This window comes from Apilactobacillus timberlakei, assembly GCF_002993965.1.
Lineage (GTDB): Bacteria > Bacillota > Bacilli > Lactobacillales > Lactobacillaceae > Apilactobacillus > Apilactobacillus timberlakei.
Genome location: NZ_POST01000004.1, coordinates 137222 through 156264, shown reverse-complemented (window position 1 = coordinate 156264; position 19043 = coordinate 137222). Strand labels below are relative to the sequence as shown.

Below are 19043 nucleotides of genomic sequence, written 5' to 3'. Positions count from 1 at the left end.
CTTATTCATTCATTAATTATTTACTCATCTTTTCATCAAATTTTAATAAGTATACAAATAATATTTTACAAAGTCAATAAAATACTATGAAAAATCTTTGCTAGAACTAAACATTGATCCATAATTATGGTATTGCATGGACATAATTAAACCAATTCCAATCATATTACCAATCAATGCTGAACCACCTTGACTAACAAACGGTAAAGGAATTCCAGTTAATGGTAATAATCCAATACTCATACCAATATTTTCAAACACATGGAATAATATCATCATGATAATTCCAGTAGAAATATAAGCATAATATATATTCTTAGTTTCAAAAGTCACTCTAATCATACGGTAAATCAAGAAGAAATATAATCCAATCAATACTAACCCACCGATAAATCCAAAGTTTTCACCGATAACTGAAAAAATCATATCTGATTCACGAACTGGTACATAAACATGCGAAACATTAAATCCTGTTCCGCTAAATCCACCAGAACCAACTGCTTTAATACTTTGCCATAACTGATAACCAGAACCACTTAAATTAGATGGATTAGATGGATCCAACCAATCATTAACACGGTCAAATTGATAAGATTGAAAACCAACTGCTTCTAATATCTTACGACCACCACTAGTTACAACTAAAATTAAAGCCGTCCCACCAATTGTTATAAAAGAAATAATTCCTGGCACAAGAATTTTCCAGGTAATTCCAGAAACAATGGCTAATCCTCCAAGCATTGCAAAGAAAACCAACATGGTACCAAAATCATTTTCAACTTTTAATAAAACACAAATTGGTAATGTCCAAAGAATCATCTTTAATAATAACCAAAAATCTGTTTTAACTAAATGTTCTCCATAATTACGATTGTGTTCAACAATTACTCTTGCTAGCATAACAACAAATGCAGGCTTCATGATTTCTGCAGGTTGAAAGGTCAAAGATCCCAACTGAAACCAACTTTTAGCACCTGTTTGAATATAGAAAGAACGACTATATAAAACCAATAAAGATCCTAACATAAGCAATGCACCCCAATAAATAACTGGAGCAATTTTCCAAAGTTGTTCAGAATCAAACTGCATAATAATTATTATCGCAATCGTTCCAATCGTATACCATACGAATTGAGTTATTATTTGTTTTACGATAGCTCCTGAATAAGAGTCATGAGAAACGGCAATAAAAATAGAACCAATTCCAATTAGTGCTAATAATAATACACAAATGATTATTTGCCAGTCAATTCTAGAATCAACATTGTCATTTTCATTAGAATTATTCAACAATCTAAATCATCACCTTATTAAATTTTATAATTAACCTCGATGTAAATGATATTGACTAATTAATGTTTCAACACCTTCATCAATACTCTTTGTATGAAATACATCTTCACCAAAAATGACATCAAATTTTGATTCATCATTTGGTTTGATATAGCCCACTTCTTTTTTACCAATAGATAAAACTTCACAATCAATTCCATCTATTTTTTTGGTATCTAATTTAACATTAACATTTTTATTTAATTTTGACATATTTTCCTCCAAAAATAAAAGTAGTCGATAAATAAAGATCGGCTACTTCAAATTCATAGAACGACGATATTCATCACTCGCTCTTTTGTTTCTAAAAATAGTAAAATGATCAGAAACTGGATCATATCCACCCTTAACAAATGGCTGACATCGAATGATTCTAGAAATTCCCATAATCAAGCCTAAGAAAGGACCATGTTTTTTAATAGCATCAATCATATAAGTTGAACATGTAGGGTAATAACGACATGCAGGTGGAAATAAAGGCGAAATCCACTTTTTATAAACACCAACTAAAAATAATAAAATTTTTGTCATTATATTACTTCTTATATTAATCTTTACGCTTTTCTGTTTTGTTCATATGTTCTAATAAAGCACCTGCACCTTTAGCAACATTATCCAAAGGATTTTCTGAAATGATAACTGGTACAGTTAATTCCTTAGAGATTGCATGGTCTAAGCCTCTTAATAAAGCTCCTCCACCAGTTAACATAATTCCACGATCAACAATATCAGAAGCCAATTCAGGTGGTACTACTTCTAATACATCTTTGGCAGCTTCAATAATTTGTTTAACAATATCAGAAATAGCAGATTGTACTTCTGGGCTAGTTAAAGTAATAGATTTTGGCATTCCACCAATTGCATCTCTTCCTCTAACTTCCATTTCTTTAACATCATCTTCATCAACAGTAGCAGTACCAATTTTAATTTTAATCTTTTCAGCTGTATGTTCACCGATAACCATCTTGTACTTATCTCTAACATAAGCAGCAATCTCGCTATTCATAGAATCACCGGCAACTCGAATAGATTTACTTGCAACAATGTCGCCAAGTGAAATCACAGCAATATCAGATGTTCCTCCCCCCATATCGATAACCATATTACCCTTAGGTTGGAAGATATCCATACCAGCACCAATAGCTGCAACTTTAGGTTCTTCTTCTATATACACTTTTCCGCCACCAGCTTTTTCAGCAGCTTGGATGATAGCTTTTCTTTCAATGTTTGTGATATTAGTAGGTGCACAAATCATAGTCTTAGGCTTTGACATAAAACCTTTAACGCTCAATTTATTAATAAAATAAGTAAGCATTTGTTCAGTTACATCAAAGTCTGAAATAACTCCATCTTTTAATGGACGAATAGCCCTAATGTTACTTGGAGTCCTACCAACCATTCTATAAGCTTCAGAACCAACAGCTAATACCTTATTAGTCTGAATATCAACTGCAACGACTGAAGGTTCATTTAAAACAATTCCCTTGCCAGTTACATATATTAAAACATTGGCAGTTCCTAAATCAATGCCGATATCTTTTACCATCTTTCATTTTCCTCCTGAATCAACTTGTATTAATATATTATATCATATTTATAGAATATACTATTTAAGATATTAGATTATTTTTCCAAAAAACTACTCAGTAATTTCATCTTCTTCATCCAAAGAAATCCTTTTAATATCAGCACCTAAGCTCTTTAACTTATCATGAAAATCATAATATCCGCGATCTAAATATTTTAGGTTAGTAACTTGAGTTTGACCATTAGCTATTAATCCAGCTAAGACTAATGCTGCAGCAGCTCTTAAATCAGTTGCTGAAACTTCAGCACCACTAAATTCTGTAGGTCCCTTTAAAATAACTGTTTGACCATTAATATGGAATTTAGCATTCATTCGACTAAGTTCACCTAAATGCATAAAACGATTTTCAAAAACGGTTTCAGTTAACATACTATTACCATTAGAAGCCAATTGAAGTACCATCATTTGTGGTTGCATATCAGTTGGAAATCCTGGATAAGGCAATGTTTGGATATCTACAGGTTTTAATTTCTCGGGGCCAATAACTCTAATACCATTATCTTCTTCTTTAATAGTTACACCCATTTCTTTCATTTTAGAAATTAATGGTTCATTATATTGACTTTCAGCATTTTTAATTAAAATATTGCCATGAGTCAATGCAGCCGCCACCATAAAAGTTCCAGCTTCAATACGATCTTGTAATACATTATGGGTTGTACCATGTAGATGCTTAACACCTTTAATTCTTAACTTACTGGTACCAGCCCCAGTTATTTTGGCGCCCATTTTATTTAAAATATTTGCCAAATCAACAATTTCAGGTTCTCTAGCAACATTTTCAATAAATGTTTCACCTTCAGCTAAGGTAGCAGCCATCATAAGATTTTGAGTTGCACCAACACTAGGAAAGTCTAAATAAATATTGGCCCCCTTAAGACCTTCATCTGAAAAAGCCTCAACATACCCATCATGCTGACTAATCTTAGCGCCTAAAGCTTCAAATCCTTTTAAATGAATATCTATTGGTCTAGATCCAATCGCACATCCACCAGGTAAAGCAACTTTAGCATGTCCTAATCTTGCTAATAGTGGTCCCATTACAACTATAGATGCACGCATCTTAGAGACATATTTTAATGGTGCTTCAGGCAAAATATTATTTGAAGCACTTAAATGCATAGAATTCTTATCAGTATCTAAGTTAATATCTAAATTTAAGTATTTCAATACTTTACTCATTACAAAAACATCAGATAACAGCGGAACATTATTTAAAACCATTTCTCCTTCATCAGCTAAAATAGCTGATGCCATAATGGGTAATACTGCATTTTTGGCACCTTCAATATTAACTTCTCCAGCTAATTTATTACCACCATTTACAATTATTTTATCCAATGGTAGACCTCCTAATTAAACTAATCAGCTAAAACTATAGAATATATTAATTATCCATATAAAAAATGAACCACATGAAAAACCAAGCATTATTGACAATAATGTTAGTAAAATTTTAAATTGATTCTCATGCATACGAACATATTTTTCTAAGTGAATATCTTTTATACACCAAAAGGATATACTAATAAAAAATAGCTGAATTACTATATCTATTATGTTATTAATGTTTATTATTTGCATAATTTCACCATTTTCTTATCAAAACTATACCATAAAAATATGACTTTGTCTTTTTACAAAATATGTAAAAAAAGACCCACAAAATTTTTGTAGGTCTTTATATTAACGTTTTGCAACATTAATTCTGTTAATAGCTCTTCTTAAGGCAACTTGACTGCGTAAGACTTCTTGATCATCGTGTTTTTCACGAGCTTCTCGAATCTTTTCTTCCGCACGATGTTGGGCTTTAGAAGCACGATCAACATCAATGTCTCCTTGTCTTTCAGCACTATCAGCAATAATAGTTAAATTATTATCAGAAAATTCTACGAAACCACCATTTACAGCAATTTCATCTTCTTTTCCGTCATGTGTAACTTTTGCTTCGTCAACTTCCAATGAAGCAATTACAGGAATATGATTAGGCATAATTCCTAATTGACCACTCATAGTTCTAACAACGACTAATGTAGCAGTTTCACATTCGTATACTTTACCATCAGGAGTTACGATACTAACGGTCAATACTGAGTTATCAGCCAATTAGAACCCTCCTTAGTTATTTTGCTTCATCTTTTTAGCATTTTCAACTACGTCTTCAATAGGACCACAGTTTCTAAATGCATCTTCAGGAAGATCATCATACTTACCATCTAAGATAGCTTTAAATCCAGCAACAGTTTGATCAACTGGAACATATTTACCAGGTAAACCAGTAAATTGTTCAGCAACACTGAAACTTTGTGATAAGAAGAATTGAATACGACGAGCACGACCAACAATAGTCTTTTCTTCGTCTGACAATTCATCAATACCTAAGATAGAAATGATATCTTGAAGTTCATGGTATCTTTGCAATACTTGTTGAACTTCAGTAGCTACCTTATAATGTTCATCTCCAACAATTGATGGATCCAAGGCAGCTGATGTTGATGCCAATGGATCAACAGCAGGATAAATACCTTGTTGAGTTAATGAACGCTCCAAGTTAGTAGTTGCATCCAAATGGGCAAATGTTGTAGCTGGAGCAGGGTCGGTATAATCATCGGCAGGAACATAAACAGCTTGAATAGATGTAATAGCACCCTTCTTAGTTGATGTAATACGTTCTTGTAATTGACCCATTTCAGTAGCTAATGTTGGTTGATAACCAACGGCAGATGGAATACGACCAAGTAATGCGGAAACTTCCATACCAGCTTGAGTAAATCTGAAAATATTATCGATGAATAATAGAACATCGGTACCTACTTCATCACGGAAGTATTCAGCAATAGTCAAACCAGTTAAAGCAACACGCATACGTGCACCAGGTGGCTCATTCATTTGACCATAAACCATGGCTGTCTTATCTAGAACACCTGACTCTTTCATTTCAAAGTACATATCGTTACCTTCACGAGTACGTTCACCAACACCGGTAAACACTGAGATACCATTATGACCTTGAGCAATATTATGAATTAATTCTTGAATTAAAACAGTTTTACCAACACCGGCACCACCGAACAATCCAACTTTACCACCACGAATGTATGGTGCTAATAAATCAATAACTTTAATTCCTGTTTCAAGAATTTCAGCAGATGGATTTAATTGATCATAAGATGGTGCTTGTCTATGGATTGGCCAACGTTCTGCATCTTTATCAAATTCTTGACCGCCATCAATTGTTTCACCAAGAACGTTAAATACACGACCTAAAGTGTTTTCACCAACAGGTACAGAAATAGGTGCACCTGTATTTTCAGCTTCCATGCCTCGACGTAAACCATCAGTTCCGTCCATAGCAATGGTTCTTAACACTCCGTCACCTAATTCAAGAGTAACTTCAGTAATTAAACTTTCGTTTTCGCCCTTGTTAATTTTAAGTGCAGTATTAATGTTAGGTAATTCAGCGTCCGTTGGGAATTCAACGTCAACGACTGGTCCAATAACTTGAATAACCTTACCAGTACTCATTTTCGTTAATTCCTCCCATCATGTCTTTTGTTATTAGTGCTTAAGTGCTTCTTGACCACCAACAATTTCAGTAATTTCAGTAGTAATAGCAGCTTGTCTTGCACGATTATATTGTAATTCTAATTTTGAAATTAAATCTTCAGCATTATCAGATGCAGATTGCATTGCTGATGAACTTGCTGAATGTTCAGAAGTTTTAGCATCAAGAATAGCACCGAAAACTAAGCTTTGTGCATATTGAGGCAAAATAGACTTCAGTACTGCCTGTTTATCAGGTTCAACTTCATATTCTGCACTAATTTTTGATGTTTTAACATCTTTACTTGCGCCTTCATTCATAGCTTCACTATCCATTGGTAGCATTTTTTCAGCTCTGAATTCTGAAGAAATTCTATTGATGAAATGAGTATAACAAACATATAATTCGTCAAATACACCATCCTCATACATAGAATTAGCAGTTTTAACAATTTCTCTGACTTCAGCAAATGTAGGAATATCAGAAACACCACGATATTCGTAAGCAACATTAACATTGCGATTCTTGTAAAAATCAGCTCCATTGCCACCGACGGCTAAAATCATATAGTCGTCAGGATTAGGAGTATTTTTGTCAATAAACGCATTGGCTTCACGAATTACATTACTATTGTAACTTCCAACCATTCCACGATCTGAAGTAATAACTAGATATGCAGTCTTTTTAGCTTTGCCTGAGTCTGCATTACTTGAGGAATTAATGTTGTCTAACAAATGTGACTGAGCCAAATGCATTACAACAGACTTAACACGAGAAACATATTGTTCATATGAAACTGAATGCTTTTGAATACGATTTAGCTTGGCAGTCGAAACCATTTGCATTGCAGTTGTAATTTGATGTGTACTTTTTGTTGATGCAATACGATGTTTAACTTCATTAATAGATTCAGCCATTAGTTATCACCATCCTTCAAGCTAGTTATTTTGTTTTTCTTTTTTATTTTCAGTTGGTTGAAATGAATTATCAAAAGCATTAACTGCTTCATCTAACTTATCAGTATCTGGTAATTGGCCAGTTTCAACAATTGAATCTAATAAGTCACGATGTGAAGCATCAAAATATTCGAATAATTCATTTTGGTAACGAGCAATGTCGTCGACTTCGATATTATCCAAATGTCCATGCGTTAAGCAATATAAGATAATTACTTGCTTTTCAACTGGTAGTGGCGCATGAAGAGGTTGTTTTAGAACTTCTTCAGTACGGGCACCACGATTCAATTTAGCTTGAGTTGCATCATCTAAATCAGAACCAAATTGAGCAAAGGCTTGTAGTTCATGATATGATGCTAAATCAAGTCTTAAAGTACCAGCAACTTTCTTCATAGCTTTAATTTGTGCATCTCCACCAACACGAGATACTGAAGTACCAGCATCAATAGCTGGACGAGTACCTGAATAGAACATATCTGAGTTTAAGAAGATTTGTCCATCAGTAATAGAAATTACGTTGGTTGGAATATATGCAGAAACATCACCTGCTTGAGTTTCAACAATTGGTAAAGCAGTCATTGAACCGCCACCTAATTTGTCTGATAACTTAGCAGCACGTTCTAGTAAACGTGAATGAGTATAGAAAATATCACCAGGGTAAGCTTCACGACCTGGTGGTCTACGAAGAATAAGTGATAGTTCACGATAAGCATTAGCTTGTTTTGTTAAGTCATCATATACAACTAAAACATGCTTACCTTGATTCATAAAGTATTCACCAATTGCAGCACCTGCATAAGGAGCAATGTATAACAATGGAGCTGGTTCTGATGGACCAGCAGATAATACAATTGTGTAATCCATTGCACCATATTTTTCAAGTGTTGAAACTTGTGAACGAACAGTTGAATCTTTTTGACCAATTGCAACATAAATACAAATCATGTCTTGATCTTTTTGGTTTAAGATTGTATCAATAGCAACTGAAGTTTTACCAGTTTTTCTATCACCAATGATCAATTCACGTTGACCACGACCAATAGGAACTAATGAATCAATTGCTTTAATACCAGTTTGTAATGGTTCAGACACACTTTGTCTGTCCATAATTCCTGGTGCTTTCTTTTCAATTGGACGAGATGATTCTGATTTAATATCACCTTTACCATCGATTGGTTGACCTAAGGAATTAATAGTTCTACCAATCATATCTTTACTAACAGGAACTTCCATGATTTGGCCGGTACGTTTTACAGTAGCGCCTTCACGAATTCCAGTACAATCACCTAAAACAACAATACCTACATCATTGCTTTCAAGGTTTTGAGCCATACCGAAAATCCCGTTTTCAAACTCAAGCAACTCACCAGACAACGCATTATCTAAGCCATGAGCACGAGCAACACCATCACCTACATAGGTAACGATACCTGTTTCATCAACAGATAGCTCATCTTTGTAGCCAGCTAATTGTTGCTTGATTAGAGCACTGATTTCCTCAGCTTTAATGCTCATAAAAGTTTCACCTCTTCGATAGATATTGTTATTAATTTAATAGAAGTTTCTTGATACTACTAATCTTTGTACTTACACTTCCATCAAAAATAACATTCGATGATTTAATAACTACACCACCGATTATACTTTGATCAATTTTGTTATTTAAAATAACTTTTTTTGCGTTCATACGTGCTTTAAAAGTATCGGATAATTTTGCTGTTTGTTCATCTGATAATGGAACTGCAGTAATAGCTACTGCACGAACAATCTTGTTCTTTTCATCATATAATTGTTCAAATTCATCAACAATCATAGTAATTTCATCCATATTATTAGTTGATAACAAAACATTCAATAGATTTTTAATAACATCAATATCAACATTTTCAATCAAAGGTTTAGCTAAATTATTTTTATATTCTTCTGGGAAACTAACATCAGTTAAAGAATTGCCTAAATCTGAATTATTTTCAAATACTTGTTTAATTTGCAATAATTCATTATAGCCATCTTCAACTTGATTATTAGAATCTAATAGTTCAAAAATTACTTTTGAATAACGTTTTGCAAATGTAATCTTATCTAGCATTTTGCTTCCCCAACCCTTCAATATAAGAATCAATCAATGCTTTTTGATCATCAGACTTTAATTCTTTTTGAATGATTTTTGAAGCAATCTCAACAGATAAGTTTGCTACATCATCTTTAGTGTTAGCCAAAGCATCTTTTCTTTCTTGCTCGATATCTTTTTGAGCAGAAGCTTTAACACTTTGTGCATCATTTCTAGCCTCAGAAACAATTTGTTCACTTTGTTTTTGTGCTGAGTCTTTAGCGTTACTAATGATGTCACTAGCATCATCACGTGATTTTGATAAAGCAACTTCACGCTTTTTAGCTAATTCTTCAGCATCCTTACGAGACTTTTCGGCTGAACTAATATCATTAGAAATTTTATCAGCACGCTTGGTCATTACATCAGATAATGGCTTCCATGCATAATGTTTAATTAATGCCATTAATACAATAAATACAATAGCAGTAAAGATAATATTACCAATAGCTAGTCCACCTTCTTCTGTTGCAGCAACAGAAGAAAATAATGTTTGTGAAAGCATCTATTGACACCTCCTTACTTAAAAAAGTTATATTTATATAAAAATTACTTGTTCATTAAGATAAATGCCATAACTAAGGTAATGATTGGCAAACCTTCGACCAAACCAACACCAATAAACATGTTAGTTCTTAATTGACCAGTCATTTCTGGTTGTCTAACCATTCCTTCTAGATACTTAGAAATAACAACACCATTACCAATACCTGCACCAATAGCAGAACCGGCTACGGCAATACCAGCAGCAATTGCTCCCATGATAAAATCCTCCTTAAAAATAGAAAAAATTATTCCTCAGGTTGAATCTTTTGAGAAATGTAAACGAAAGTTAAGATTACGAAAACTAATGATTGAATAGTTCCGATAAAGATTGAAAAACCAACCCATGCCATTCCTAAAATGAATCCAGGAATAACCATTACTACTCCGTGAGTAACAACTAAGTTGCTAACCATTCCAAGTAGTAATTCACCTGCGAATATATTACCAAATAGACGCAAGCCAAGAGTTAGAAAGTTCGCAAACTCTTCGAAGATATTCAGTGGTAACCATAACTTAAATGGTTTTAAATATGTACTTGAGAAGTACCCTTTAAAACCTAATTTTGAAACTCCTGCAAAATGAGCCAGACCCAAAGCCATTACAGCCAATGTCATAGTGACAACCGGATTGGAAGTGGGACTTTTTACATAAGTAACCCCATTATAAGCAACTTCTAGGAATAATCCTAATTGATTAGAAATAAATAAGAATACGAATAAAACAAATGCATATAATCCATAAGGCTTAGCGTTCTTTGCGGAAAGCGAGTTTGTAGATAATCCATTTGTATACTCAACTATCATTTCTAGAACATTTTGTTTCTTGGTAGGTTGAATTTGTAATTTTCTAGATAAAGCAAATATAAAGAAAAATACGATTGCAGCAACTACGACTAAAGAAACCATGTTACCAATATCAAAGGTTAAACCAAAAAGCTTAAAAGTGGAAACAGGTTCATTCACAGAATATCACCCCTTTTCTTAGCTTACTATACATCATTAAACAAAACGATGTAAGTATGAATTCTAAGATGATGTATTTTATTATAAAATACATTAAAATCTTACCACCATTCTATGGTTATTTCAAAACAAAAAATCAATAAACATAGCTAAAATAAAATATGTATATTAATTGTTGATTATTATATACAAAAAAGGAAGTTACTGCAAAAACAGTAACCCCTTATCACAATTACTTAGTTCCAAATAATCTATCACCAGCATCCCCTAATCCGGGAACAATATAACCATTTTCTAAATGGTCATCCAGTGCAGCTGAATAAATATCAATATTAGGATGAACTTTTTGCAAGGCTTTAACTCCTTCTGGAGCAGCAACTAAACAAACAAACTTAATATTAGATTCAGGAACGCCTCTTTTAACTAAAGCATCTACTGCCATAATTGCAGAACCACCGGTAGCTAACATGGGATCAACAACAAAAATTTGTCTTTTATCAATATCATTAGGTAGCTTTACAAAATATTCGTGAGGTTCAAATGTCTTTTCATCACGATACATTCCAATATGGCCAACTTTGGCGGCAGGAATCAAGTTTAAGATTCCATCAACCATTCCAATACCTGCTCTTAGAATTGGAACAACTGCTACTTTTTTGCCAGTCAAATGCTTTGCATGTGCAACCCCTTCTGGAGTTTGAACATCAATATCTTCTAGTGGCATATCACGAGACACTTCAAATGCTAATAATGTAGCAATTTCATTGACGACTTCACGAAATTCACGAGTTCCACAATCCTTGTTTCTAATAATTGTTAATTTATGTTGAATCAAAGGATGATTCATAACTTCAAAATTACCCATCTAATATAATACCTCTTTTTCTATTTGAAAATTGGATGTTTACTTGTTAACAAACGTACCTGTTCTTTAACTTCATCTAATACAGAAGAATCATCATGATTTTCAATTGCTTTAGATATTAATCTAGCCACTTCTCTTGAATCCTCTTCATTAAAGCCACGAGAAGTAATTGCTGGAGTCCCTAATCTTAATCCACTAGTAACAAATGGACTTAATTGTTCATCAGGAATAGCTTCCTTGTTAGTTGTAATTTTTAATGTATCTAATAATGCTTGAGTTTCCTTACCATTTAATTGCGTATTAGTTAAATCTAAGACCATTAAATGATTATCAGTTCCACCTGAAACTACTTTAATATTTGGAGAGTTTTTAAATTCATCAGCCATTGCTTTAGCATTTTTAATCACTTGTTCACAATAAGTTTTAAAAGATGGTTGCAAGTCTTCAAAGAAACAAGCTGCTTTACCAGCAATAACATGTTCTAAAGGACCACCTTGAGTACCAGGGAACAATGAAGAATTTATTTTTTTAGCATATTTTGCTTGTGATAAGATCATCCCACCACGAGGGCCTCTTAAAGTTTTATGAGTGGTGGTTGTCACAACATCAGCAATGCCAATTGGGCTAGGATGTAATCCAGTTGCAACTAAACCAGCAATGTGAGCCATATCTACCATTAAATATGCCCCAACTGCATCAGCGATTTCTCTAAATTTATTCCAATCAATAATTCTACTATATGCAGAAGCACCGGCAACGATTAGTTGTGGCTTAATTTCCTTAGCTTCTTCTAATATAGCATCATAGTTTAGTTCTTCTGTTTTAGCATCTAATCCATAAGAATATGATTTATAAATTTTTCCAGAAAAGTTAACTTTAGCACCATGAGTTAAATGACCGCCGGCGTTTAAATCCATTCCTAAGATTTTATCACCAGGTTTTAAAAATGCAGCATACGCAGCTTGATTAGCTTGCGAACCTGAATGTGGTTGCACATTTACATATTCAGCACCAAACAATCTTTTAGCACGATCAATTGCTAAACTTTCAGAAACATCAACGAATTCACAACCCCCGTAATATCTCTTACCTGGATAACCTTCAGCATACTTATTAGTTAATACCGAACCTTGAGCTGCCATCACAGCATTTGAAGCAATGTTTTCAGAGGCAATCAGTTCAATAGTATGTTCCTGTCTATCTTTTTCATCATGGATTGCATTCCACAATTCTTTATCTACATTTACATAATCATAATTCATGGCGTTCTCTCCTCCAAATATAGGTTACTAAATATAAGTTACATCTAAAGTATAAATTATAAATAATAAAAATGCATCTTTATCTTAAATGAAAATGAACTTGACCCGCTGATTTATTTAATCTATTCATATAAGCTTCACCAATTCCGTAAGATGAGAAAGCCTGGGTCAAGATTGATTTAACTTCTGGCTCATTATCAAAATGCCTTAATCCAGCAAATAATAAATGACTAGCAGAATTAACATTATCGCCTAAACTAAAAGTTTCAACATTATCTGACCAATCATACCCATTAATATTATGATTATCTGCCATAATACCAACTGGATGGTCTTGTTTGGCAGCCCAATCAACTGCTTCTTGCCATTCATCTTCATCATCAACAATATAGACTTGAGCATTAGGTGCATAATGCTTATATTTCATACCAGGAGCTTTAGGAACTTGATCATCTGCCACTTTAGTTCTTTGATCCAACACTGGCTTATTAATTACTTTAGAAATTTGATCAGCAGTAATTGCACCTGGTCTAAGAATAGCTGGCTTGTCAGTAGACATATCTAAAACAGTAGACTCAACCCCATATTTAGATTCACCATCATCTAAGATTCCTGCAATTTTACCCTTTAAGTCATGATAAACATGTTCTGCCTTAGTTGGACTGGGTTTACCAGAAGTATTAGCTGAAGGCCCTACAATTGGCACTCCAGCCTCTCTAATTAATGATAATGTCACATCATTATTAGGGTTCCTAAAAGCAGCTGTATCTAATCCCCCTGTAACTGCTTTAGATAAAACATTAGGTTTTAACTTAAAAATAATCGTTAATGGTCCTGGCCAAAAAGTATCTAACAAACTTTGTGCTTCTGGTAATAATGGTTGAGCATATTGTTTAACCATATCTGGTCCGTCCACATGCACAATTAAAGGATTATCACTTGGTCGACCTTTAGCAGCATAAACTGCTTTAACTGCTTTTTCATTGGTGGCATCTGCACCTAACCCATAAACAGTTTCTGTTGGAAATGATACTAACTGACCATCATTAATATCCTTAGCAGCAAGCTTTAAATCTTTTTTAGTATAAATATTTGTATCCATAATTTATCACTTTCCTTTTAATATCTGACTTTTACCATCCTAGGATTACCATAAAAATCATTCCTAGTAGTAATCAAAGCATTTGGCAGTTTTCTATTAAAAATATCAACAACTGCTGATTTTTGCTTAAAGCCTATTTCTAGATATAAATCACCATGATGATGAAAAGAAATAGACTGAATATAACTAGCAATTCTTTCATATATAAATAAGCCATGATTTTTAGCAAATAATGCTTCACTTGGTTCATATTTAATAACACTAGCATCCATATACTTAAGCTCATCATCTGCTACATATGGAGGATTACTTATTATTACATCATAATCTTGATTAATATTTTCAAATAAGTCACTACTAATAAATTTTACATCAACTTTGTTAGTTTTAGCATTTTTTTTAGCAACTGATAAAGCATCATTTGATATATCAGCAGCATCAACATTCCAATTATTGTTTTCCATTTTTAATGAAATTGCTATTGCACCACTACCAGTACCCATATCTAAAATATTTAATCTATATTTGGCAGAATAGTCAGATAGTACCCACTCGACTAATTCTTCTGTTTCTGGGCGTGGAATTAAAACATTACTATCCACATAAAATGTATGTCCGAAGAAGTTAGCTTTACCAATAATATATTGTGGAGGATATCCCTCAATATATTTATTAACGTCATCAAAATATTGTTTTAAATCATTTTCGTTCATTTCATCACGATAATGAAGTAATAAGTGAGTAGTATCTAAATTAAATCTTTCCATCATCAAAAATTTGGCAATTCCTTTATCCAAATTTTTATCCTCTATACACAAAGAAGCCCTTTTTTGGGCTTCAAAATATGTCATCTTATTCATTCTTTAACTGCTCCAACTTCTTAGCTTGGTCAGAAACAATTAAGGCATCAATAATTTCGTCCAAATCTCCATTCATCACTTTATCTAACTTATTTAAAGTTAAACCAATACGATGATCAGTTACACGATTTTGTGGATAATTATAAGTTCTAATTCTTTCGGAACGATCACCAGTACCAATGGCAGCCTTTCTTTCGGAATCATATTTATCTTCTTCTTGTTGTTGGTAATAGTCATAAACACGAGCTTTTAAAACTTGCATTGCTTTTGCACGGTTTTGTTGTTGTGAACGTTCATCTTGCATAGCAACTACAATTCCAGTAGGCAAATGAGTCATTCTAACTGCAGATGAAGTCTTGTTAACATGTTGTCCACCAGCACCAGAAGCACGATAAACATCAGTTTTAATATCTTTAGGATCAATATCAATGTCAACATCTTCAGCTTCAGGCATAACGCCAACAGTAGCAGTTGAAGTATGAATACGACCAGCTGATTCAGTTGCAGGCACACGTTGTACACGATGAGCTCCGTTTTCAAATTTAAGTTTAGAGTAAACTTTTTCACCTTGAATCATAATGGCAATTTCTTTAAAACCACCTACTTCAGTATCACTTTGATCAATAATAGAAGTTTTCCAACCTTGCTTTTCAGCATAACGAATATACATATCGTATAAATCAGCAGCAAATAAGCTACCTTCGTCACCACCAGCTGCACCATGAATTTCCATAATAATATTTTTATCATCATTAGGATCTTTAGGTAATAACATGATTTTCATTTTTTCTTCTAATTCTGATTTTTGTGGTTCAAGTTCACTAATTTCTCCTTTAACCATTTCGTTCATATCATCGTCTAACTTTTCAGATAGCATTTCTTTATCTTCATCTAATTGAGCAGTAATATTTTTATATTTATTAAATTCACTAACAATATCACGAAGACTACCTTCTTCCTTAGATAAAGCCATAAAACGTTTTGTATCAGCAATCACTTCTGGATCACTAATTAATTCATTTAATTCATCATAACGGTCAACAACCGCTTGTAACTTTTCAAATATTTCATCCATAAATTAAAGTCCTCACTTTCCGATTAAATCTAATGGTGGGTTGAAGTAATGTTTACGACAAACTGGGTAGTATGATTCATTACCACCAACTTGAATTTGCTCACCTTCATAAACTGGCTTAGAATCATGAAAGCGCAAATTCATAATGGCTTTTCTACCACAGAACCAACAAATTGTTTTCATTTCTTCGATTTTATCTGCATAAAGGAGTAAGTTTTCAGAACCTTCAAATAATTTATTTTGAAAATCATTTTTTAATCCGAAAGCAATTACTGGGATATTCAGTTCATCAACAATCTTAGCAAATTGTAGTACATTTGCTCTACTTAGAAACTGTGCTTCATCAACTAAAATACAACTGGCGTCTGGATTAATTTGTTTTACCATTTCAAAACAGTCAGATTGAGTATCAATTACATGTGCACTTCTACTTAAACCTACTCTTGAAGAAACAGTTCCTCTTTCTTCTCTGGTATCTAGAGCACTAGTCATAATAATTACTGATTTACCTTGTTCCTCATAATTATGAGCAACTTTAATAATTTCAATAGTTTTACCACTATTCATTGCTCCATAACGATAATATAGTTGAGCCATGGTACAACTCGCTTTCTCTTTTTATTTTCATTATTATTATAGCTGATTTACAGACTAATTTCGATAGTATGAAATAAAGTTAATAAAATTGACATACTTATGTGCACTTTTACGGTCTATAATAGTAAAGTGTGATAAAATTTTGAATATTATATCAATAAGGAGCGCATTCACAATGTCACTTAGAAGCGAACTAGCAACTATTGCTGGAAAATCATCATACTGGTTCTTACATACTTTCATGAATGGTGGAAGTTCATTACCAGGTAAAATAACTACTAAGATTGATCCTGCTATCTTAAAACATTTAGGAAAAAACTACGATGTAGTTGTTATTACTGGTACTAATGGTAAGACTTTAACAACTGCCCTTACTGTCCAAGTTTTAAAAACAAAATACGATAATGTATTAACCAATCCTTCTGGATCTAACATGGAACAAGGATTAGTTACTACCTTTTTAAAAGCCAAAAATAATAAGAATAAACGTCCACTTGCAGTTTTAGAAGTAGATGAAGCAAATGTAGTTAAATTAACTAAGTATATTAAACCAGTTGCATTTGTATTTACCAATATTTTTCGTGATCAAATGGATCGCTATGGTGAAATCTATACTACTTACAAAAAGATTATTGATGGTGTTAAATTAGCACCTAAAGCTACTATTATCGCCAATGGTGATGCACCTATCTTTAACTCTGTAGATTTACCTAATCCTAAAATATATTACGGATTTAAAAATCATAATGATGAAAAGGATATGAAGGCAGAACCTAATACTGATGGTATTTTATGTCCAGTCTGTGAAAATATTTTGCACTATCATTATATTAGTTATGCTAACTTAGGTAATTATTTCTGTCCTCATTGTGGTTTTAAGCGTCCAATTTTAAGTCATGAATTAACAAAACTAGGTCAATTAACCCCTAATTCATCATCATTTACTGTTGATGGGCAAGAATTATCAATCGGTATTGGTGGCGTTTATAACATTTATAATGCAATAGCTGCATATTCAGTCGGTCGCTTTTTAGGAATTAAGCCTGAAAAAGCTGCTGAAGCTTTTCAGTCTAATGACAGAGTCTTTGGTCGCCAAGAACAAATTAATGTTGAAGGTAAAGATGTAACTTTAATTTTAGTAAAAAATCCAGTTGGCTTAAATCAAGTTATCGATATGATTTCAAAAGAAAAAGAAGATTTCTCATTTATTGGCTTATTAAATGCCAACTATGCTGATGGAATTGACACTAGTTGGATTTGGGATGGCGAATTTGAACGTTTAAAGAATATGCCAATAAAAAAATATATTACTGGTGGAGAAAGATATCGAGATATCACTTTCAGACTAAAGGTAGCTGGTGTTGATGAAAACATTCATGATGTTGAACCAAATTTAGAAAAAATAGTAAATGATATTCCTGATTTACCGACAAATAAGGTGTACATTTTGGCTACTTATACTGCTATGATGCAATTAAGAAAAGATTTTGCAGAAAAAGGATACATTAAGGGAGGCATTGAATAATGGCAAATAAATATACACTAAATATTGCTCATCTATACGGTGATTTAATGAATACTTATGGTGATTTAGGTAATATTTTAGTTTTACAATATTATGGTAAAAAAATGGGTATTGATGTGCAATCTAATGTGGTCAGCTTAGATGAAGATTTTAAAGCAAATGATTATGATATTGCTGTATTTGGTGGTGGCCAAGATTTTGAACAAACTATCGTTTCAAAAGATATCCAAACCAAAAAAGATGAAATCAAAAAATTTATTGAAACAGATGGGTGTCTATTAGCAATCTGTGGTGGTTTTCAACTACTAGGTAAATATTATATTGATGCTAACGGAGATAAAATTCCTGGGATTGGTGTATTAGACCACTACACAGAACAACAACATGATAATCGTTTCATTGGTAACATTTTAATTAAAAACGAAGAAACTGGTGAACAATACCATGGATTCGAAAATCATCAAGGTGTAACTTACACTGGCAAAGGAGAACGTCCTTTAGGTGATGTTGAAAAGGGATATGGTAATAATGGTCAAGATAAAGCTGAAGGTGCCATTTACAAAAATGTTTATTGTACCTACTTTCATGGACCAATTTTAGCTAGAAACAATATTATTGCTAAACACATTTTAATTAAAGCATTAAAAAGACGTTACCCTAATGATGACTTTTCAAAACTAGAACAAATGGATGTTGAAAAATCTTATTAATCAAAAAAG

Annotated in this window: 22 protein-coding genes; 2 read left to right on the top strand and 20 right to left on the bottom strand. The window is 32.9% G+C overall.

Annotated elements, in window-relative coordinates; genetic code table 11:
• Nucleotides 1–84: 84 nt before the first annotated feature.
• The 20 genes from C7N71_RS06105 to C7N71_RS06010 all read right to left on the bottom strand — a co-directional run bounded on the left by C7N71_RS06105 (nt 85) and on the right by C7N71_RS06010 (nt 16799).
• On the bottom strand, nt 85–1293 hold the full coding sequence (locus C7N71_RS06105) for an FtsW/RodA/SpoVE family cell cycle protein (protein WP_225361894.1): 1209 nt from the start codon (nt 1291–1293) through the stop codon (nt 85–87).
• 30 nt (nt 1294–1323) lie between these two features.
• Nucleotides 1324–1545, bottom strand: a complete 222-nt coding sequence (locus C7N71_RS06100; protein ID WP_105988229.1) for a DUF2969 family protein — start codon at nt 1543–1545, stop codon at nt 1324–1326.
• A gap of 42 nt (nt 1546–1587) precedes the next feature.
• On the bottom strand, nt 1588–1863 hold the full coding sequence (gene yidD, locus C7N71_RS06095; protein ID WP_225361893.1) for a membrane protein insertion efficiency factor YidD: 276 nt from the start codon (nt 1861–1863) through the stop codon (nt 1588–1590).
• 16 nt (nt 1864–1879) lie between these two features.
• Nucleotides 1880–2878, bottom strand: coding sequence for a rod shape-determining protein (gene mreB / locus C7N71_RS06090; protein WP_105988227.1), 999 nt, complete (start codon nt 2876–2878; stop codon nt 1880–1882).
• A 93-nt stretch (nt 2879–2971) separates the two neighbouring features.
• On the bottom strand, nt 2972–4261 hold the full coding sequence (gene murA, locus C7N71_RS06085) for a UDP-N-acetylglucosamine 1-carboxyvinyltransferase (protein ID WP_105988226.1): 1290 nt from the start codon (nt 4259–4261) through the stop codon (nt 2972–2974).
• A gap of 24 nt (nt 4262–4285) precedes the next feature.
• Nucleotides 4286–4504, bottom strand: coding sequence for a DUF1146 domain-containing protein (locus C7N71_RS08335; RefSeq protein WP_105988225.1), 219 nt, complete (start codon nt 4502–4504; stop codon nt 4286–4288).
• A 102-nt stretch (nt 4505–4606) separates the two neighbouring features.
• On the bottom strand, nt 4607–5026 hold the full coding sequence (locus tag C7N71_RS06075) for a F0F1 ATP synthase subunit epsilon (protein WP_105988224.1): 420 nt from the start codon (nt 5024–5026) through the stop codon (nt 4607–4609).
• 12 nt (nt 5027–5038) lie between these two features.
• Complete coding sequence (atpD, locus tag C7N71_RS06070; RefSeq protein ID WP_105988223.1) at nt 5039–6445, bottom strand: F0F1 ATP synthase subunit beta; 1407 nt, start codon at nt 6443–6445, stop codon at nt 5039–5041.
• 33 nt (nt 6446–6478) lie between these two features.
• Entirely contained in the window at nt 6479–7381 is a 903-nt protein-coding gene (locus tag C7N71_RS06065; protein ID WP_105988222.1) for a F0F1 ATP synthase subunit gamma, read from the bottom strand.
• A 21-nt stretch (nt 7382–7402) separates the two neighbouring features.
• Nucleotides 7403–8935: a F0F1 ATP synthase subunit alpha gene (gene atpA, locus C7N71_RS06060; protein WP_105988221.1), complete on the bottom strand. Its 1533-nt coding sequence runs from the start codon at nt 8933–8935 to the stop codon at nt 7403–7405.
• A gap of 31 nt (nt 8936–8966) precedes the next feature.
• A complete protein-coding gene (gene atpH / locus C7N71_RS06055) occupies nt 8967–9509 on the bottom strand; it encodes an ATP synthase F1 subunit delta (protein WP_105988220.1) in 543 nt (180 codons plus the stop codon).
• Complete coding sequence (gene atpF / locus C7N71_RS06050) at nt 9499–10035, bottom strand: F0F1 ATP synthase subunit B (protein WP_105988219.1); 537 nt, start codon at nt 10033–10035, stop codon at nt 9499–9501. The genes atpH and atpF overlap by 11 nt, the downstream gene beginning before the upstream one ends.
• A 44-nt stretch (nt 10036–10079) precedes the next feature.
• Complete coding sequence (atpE, locus tag C7N71_RS06045; protein WP_105957131.1) at nt 10080–10292, bottom strand: F0F1 ATP synthase subunit C; 213 nt, start codon at nt 10290–10292, stop codon at nt 10080–10082.
• 29 nt (nt 10293–10321) lie between these two features.
• A complete protein-coding gene (gene atpB, locus C7N71_RS06040; RefSeq protein WP_105988218.1) occupies nt 10322–11038 on the bottom strand; it encodes a F0F1 ATP synthase subunit A in 717 nt (238 codons plus the stop codon).
• Between the two features lie 232 nt (nt 11039–11270).
• A complete protein-coding gene (upp, locus tag C7N71_RS06035) occupies nt 11271–11903 on the bottom strand; it encodes a uracil phosphoribosyltransferase (RefSeq protein WP_105988217.1) in 633 nt (210 codons plus the stop codon).
• Nucleotides 11904–11923: 20 nt separating this feature from the next.
• On the bottom strand, nt 11924–13165 hold the full coding sequence (gene glyA, locus C7N71_RS06030; RefSeq protein WP_105988216.1) for a serine hydroxymethyltransferase: 1242 nt from the start codon (nt 13163–13165) through the stop codon (nt 11924–11926).
• 79 nt (nt 13166–13244) lie between these two features.
• Nucleotides 13245–14267: an L-threonylcarbamoyladenylate synthase gene (locus C7N71_RS06025; RefSeq protein ID WP_105988215.1), complete on the bottom strand. Its 1023-nt coding sequence runs from the start codon at nt 14265–14267 to the stop codon at nt 13245–13247.
• Between the two features lie 17 nt (nt 14268–14284).
• Complete coding sequence (gene prmC, locus C7N71_RS06020; protein WP_105988214.1) at nt 14285–15127, bottom strand: peptide chain release factor N(5)-glutamine methyltransferase; 843 nt, start codon at nt 15125–15127, stop codon at nt 14285–14287.
• Nucleotides 15120–16202: a peptide chain release factor 1 gene (gene prfA / locus C7N71_RS06015; protein ID WP_105988213.1), complete on the bottom strand. Its 1083-nt coding sequence runs from the start codon at nt 16200–16202 to the stop codon at nt 15120–15122. Before prfA ends, prmC begins: the two co-directional genes overlap by 8 nt.
• A 12-nt stretch (nt 16203–16214) precedes the next feature.
• A complete protein-coding gene (locus C7N71_RS06010) occupies nt 16215–16799 on the bottom strand; it encodes a thymidine kinase (protein ID WP_105988212.1) in 585 nt (194 codons plus the stop codon).
• 175 nt (nt 16800–16974) lie between these two features.
• On the opposite strand from C7N71_RS06010, the gene C7N71_RS06005 reads away from it, so the two are divergent.
• Both C7N71_RS06005 and C7N71_RS06000 read left to right on the top strand, forming a co-directional pair.
• A complete protein-coding gene (locus C7N71_RS06005; protein WP_105988211.1) occupies nt 16975–18324 on the top strand; it encodes a Mur ligase family protein in 1350 nt (449 codons plus the stop codon).
• Nucleotides 18324–19034 carry a type 1 glutamine amidotransferase gene (locus tag C7N71_RS06000; RefSeq protein WP_105988210.1) on the top strand — a complete coding sequence of 237 codons (711 nt, stop codon included), beginning with the start codon at nt 18324–18326 and terminating at the stop codon, nt 19032–19034. The genes C7N71_RS06005 and C7N71_RS06000 overlap by 1 nt, the downstream gene beginning before the upstream one ends.
• Nucleotides 19035–19043: the final 9 nt, after the last annotated feature.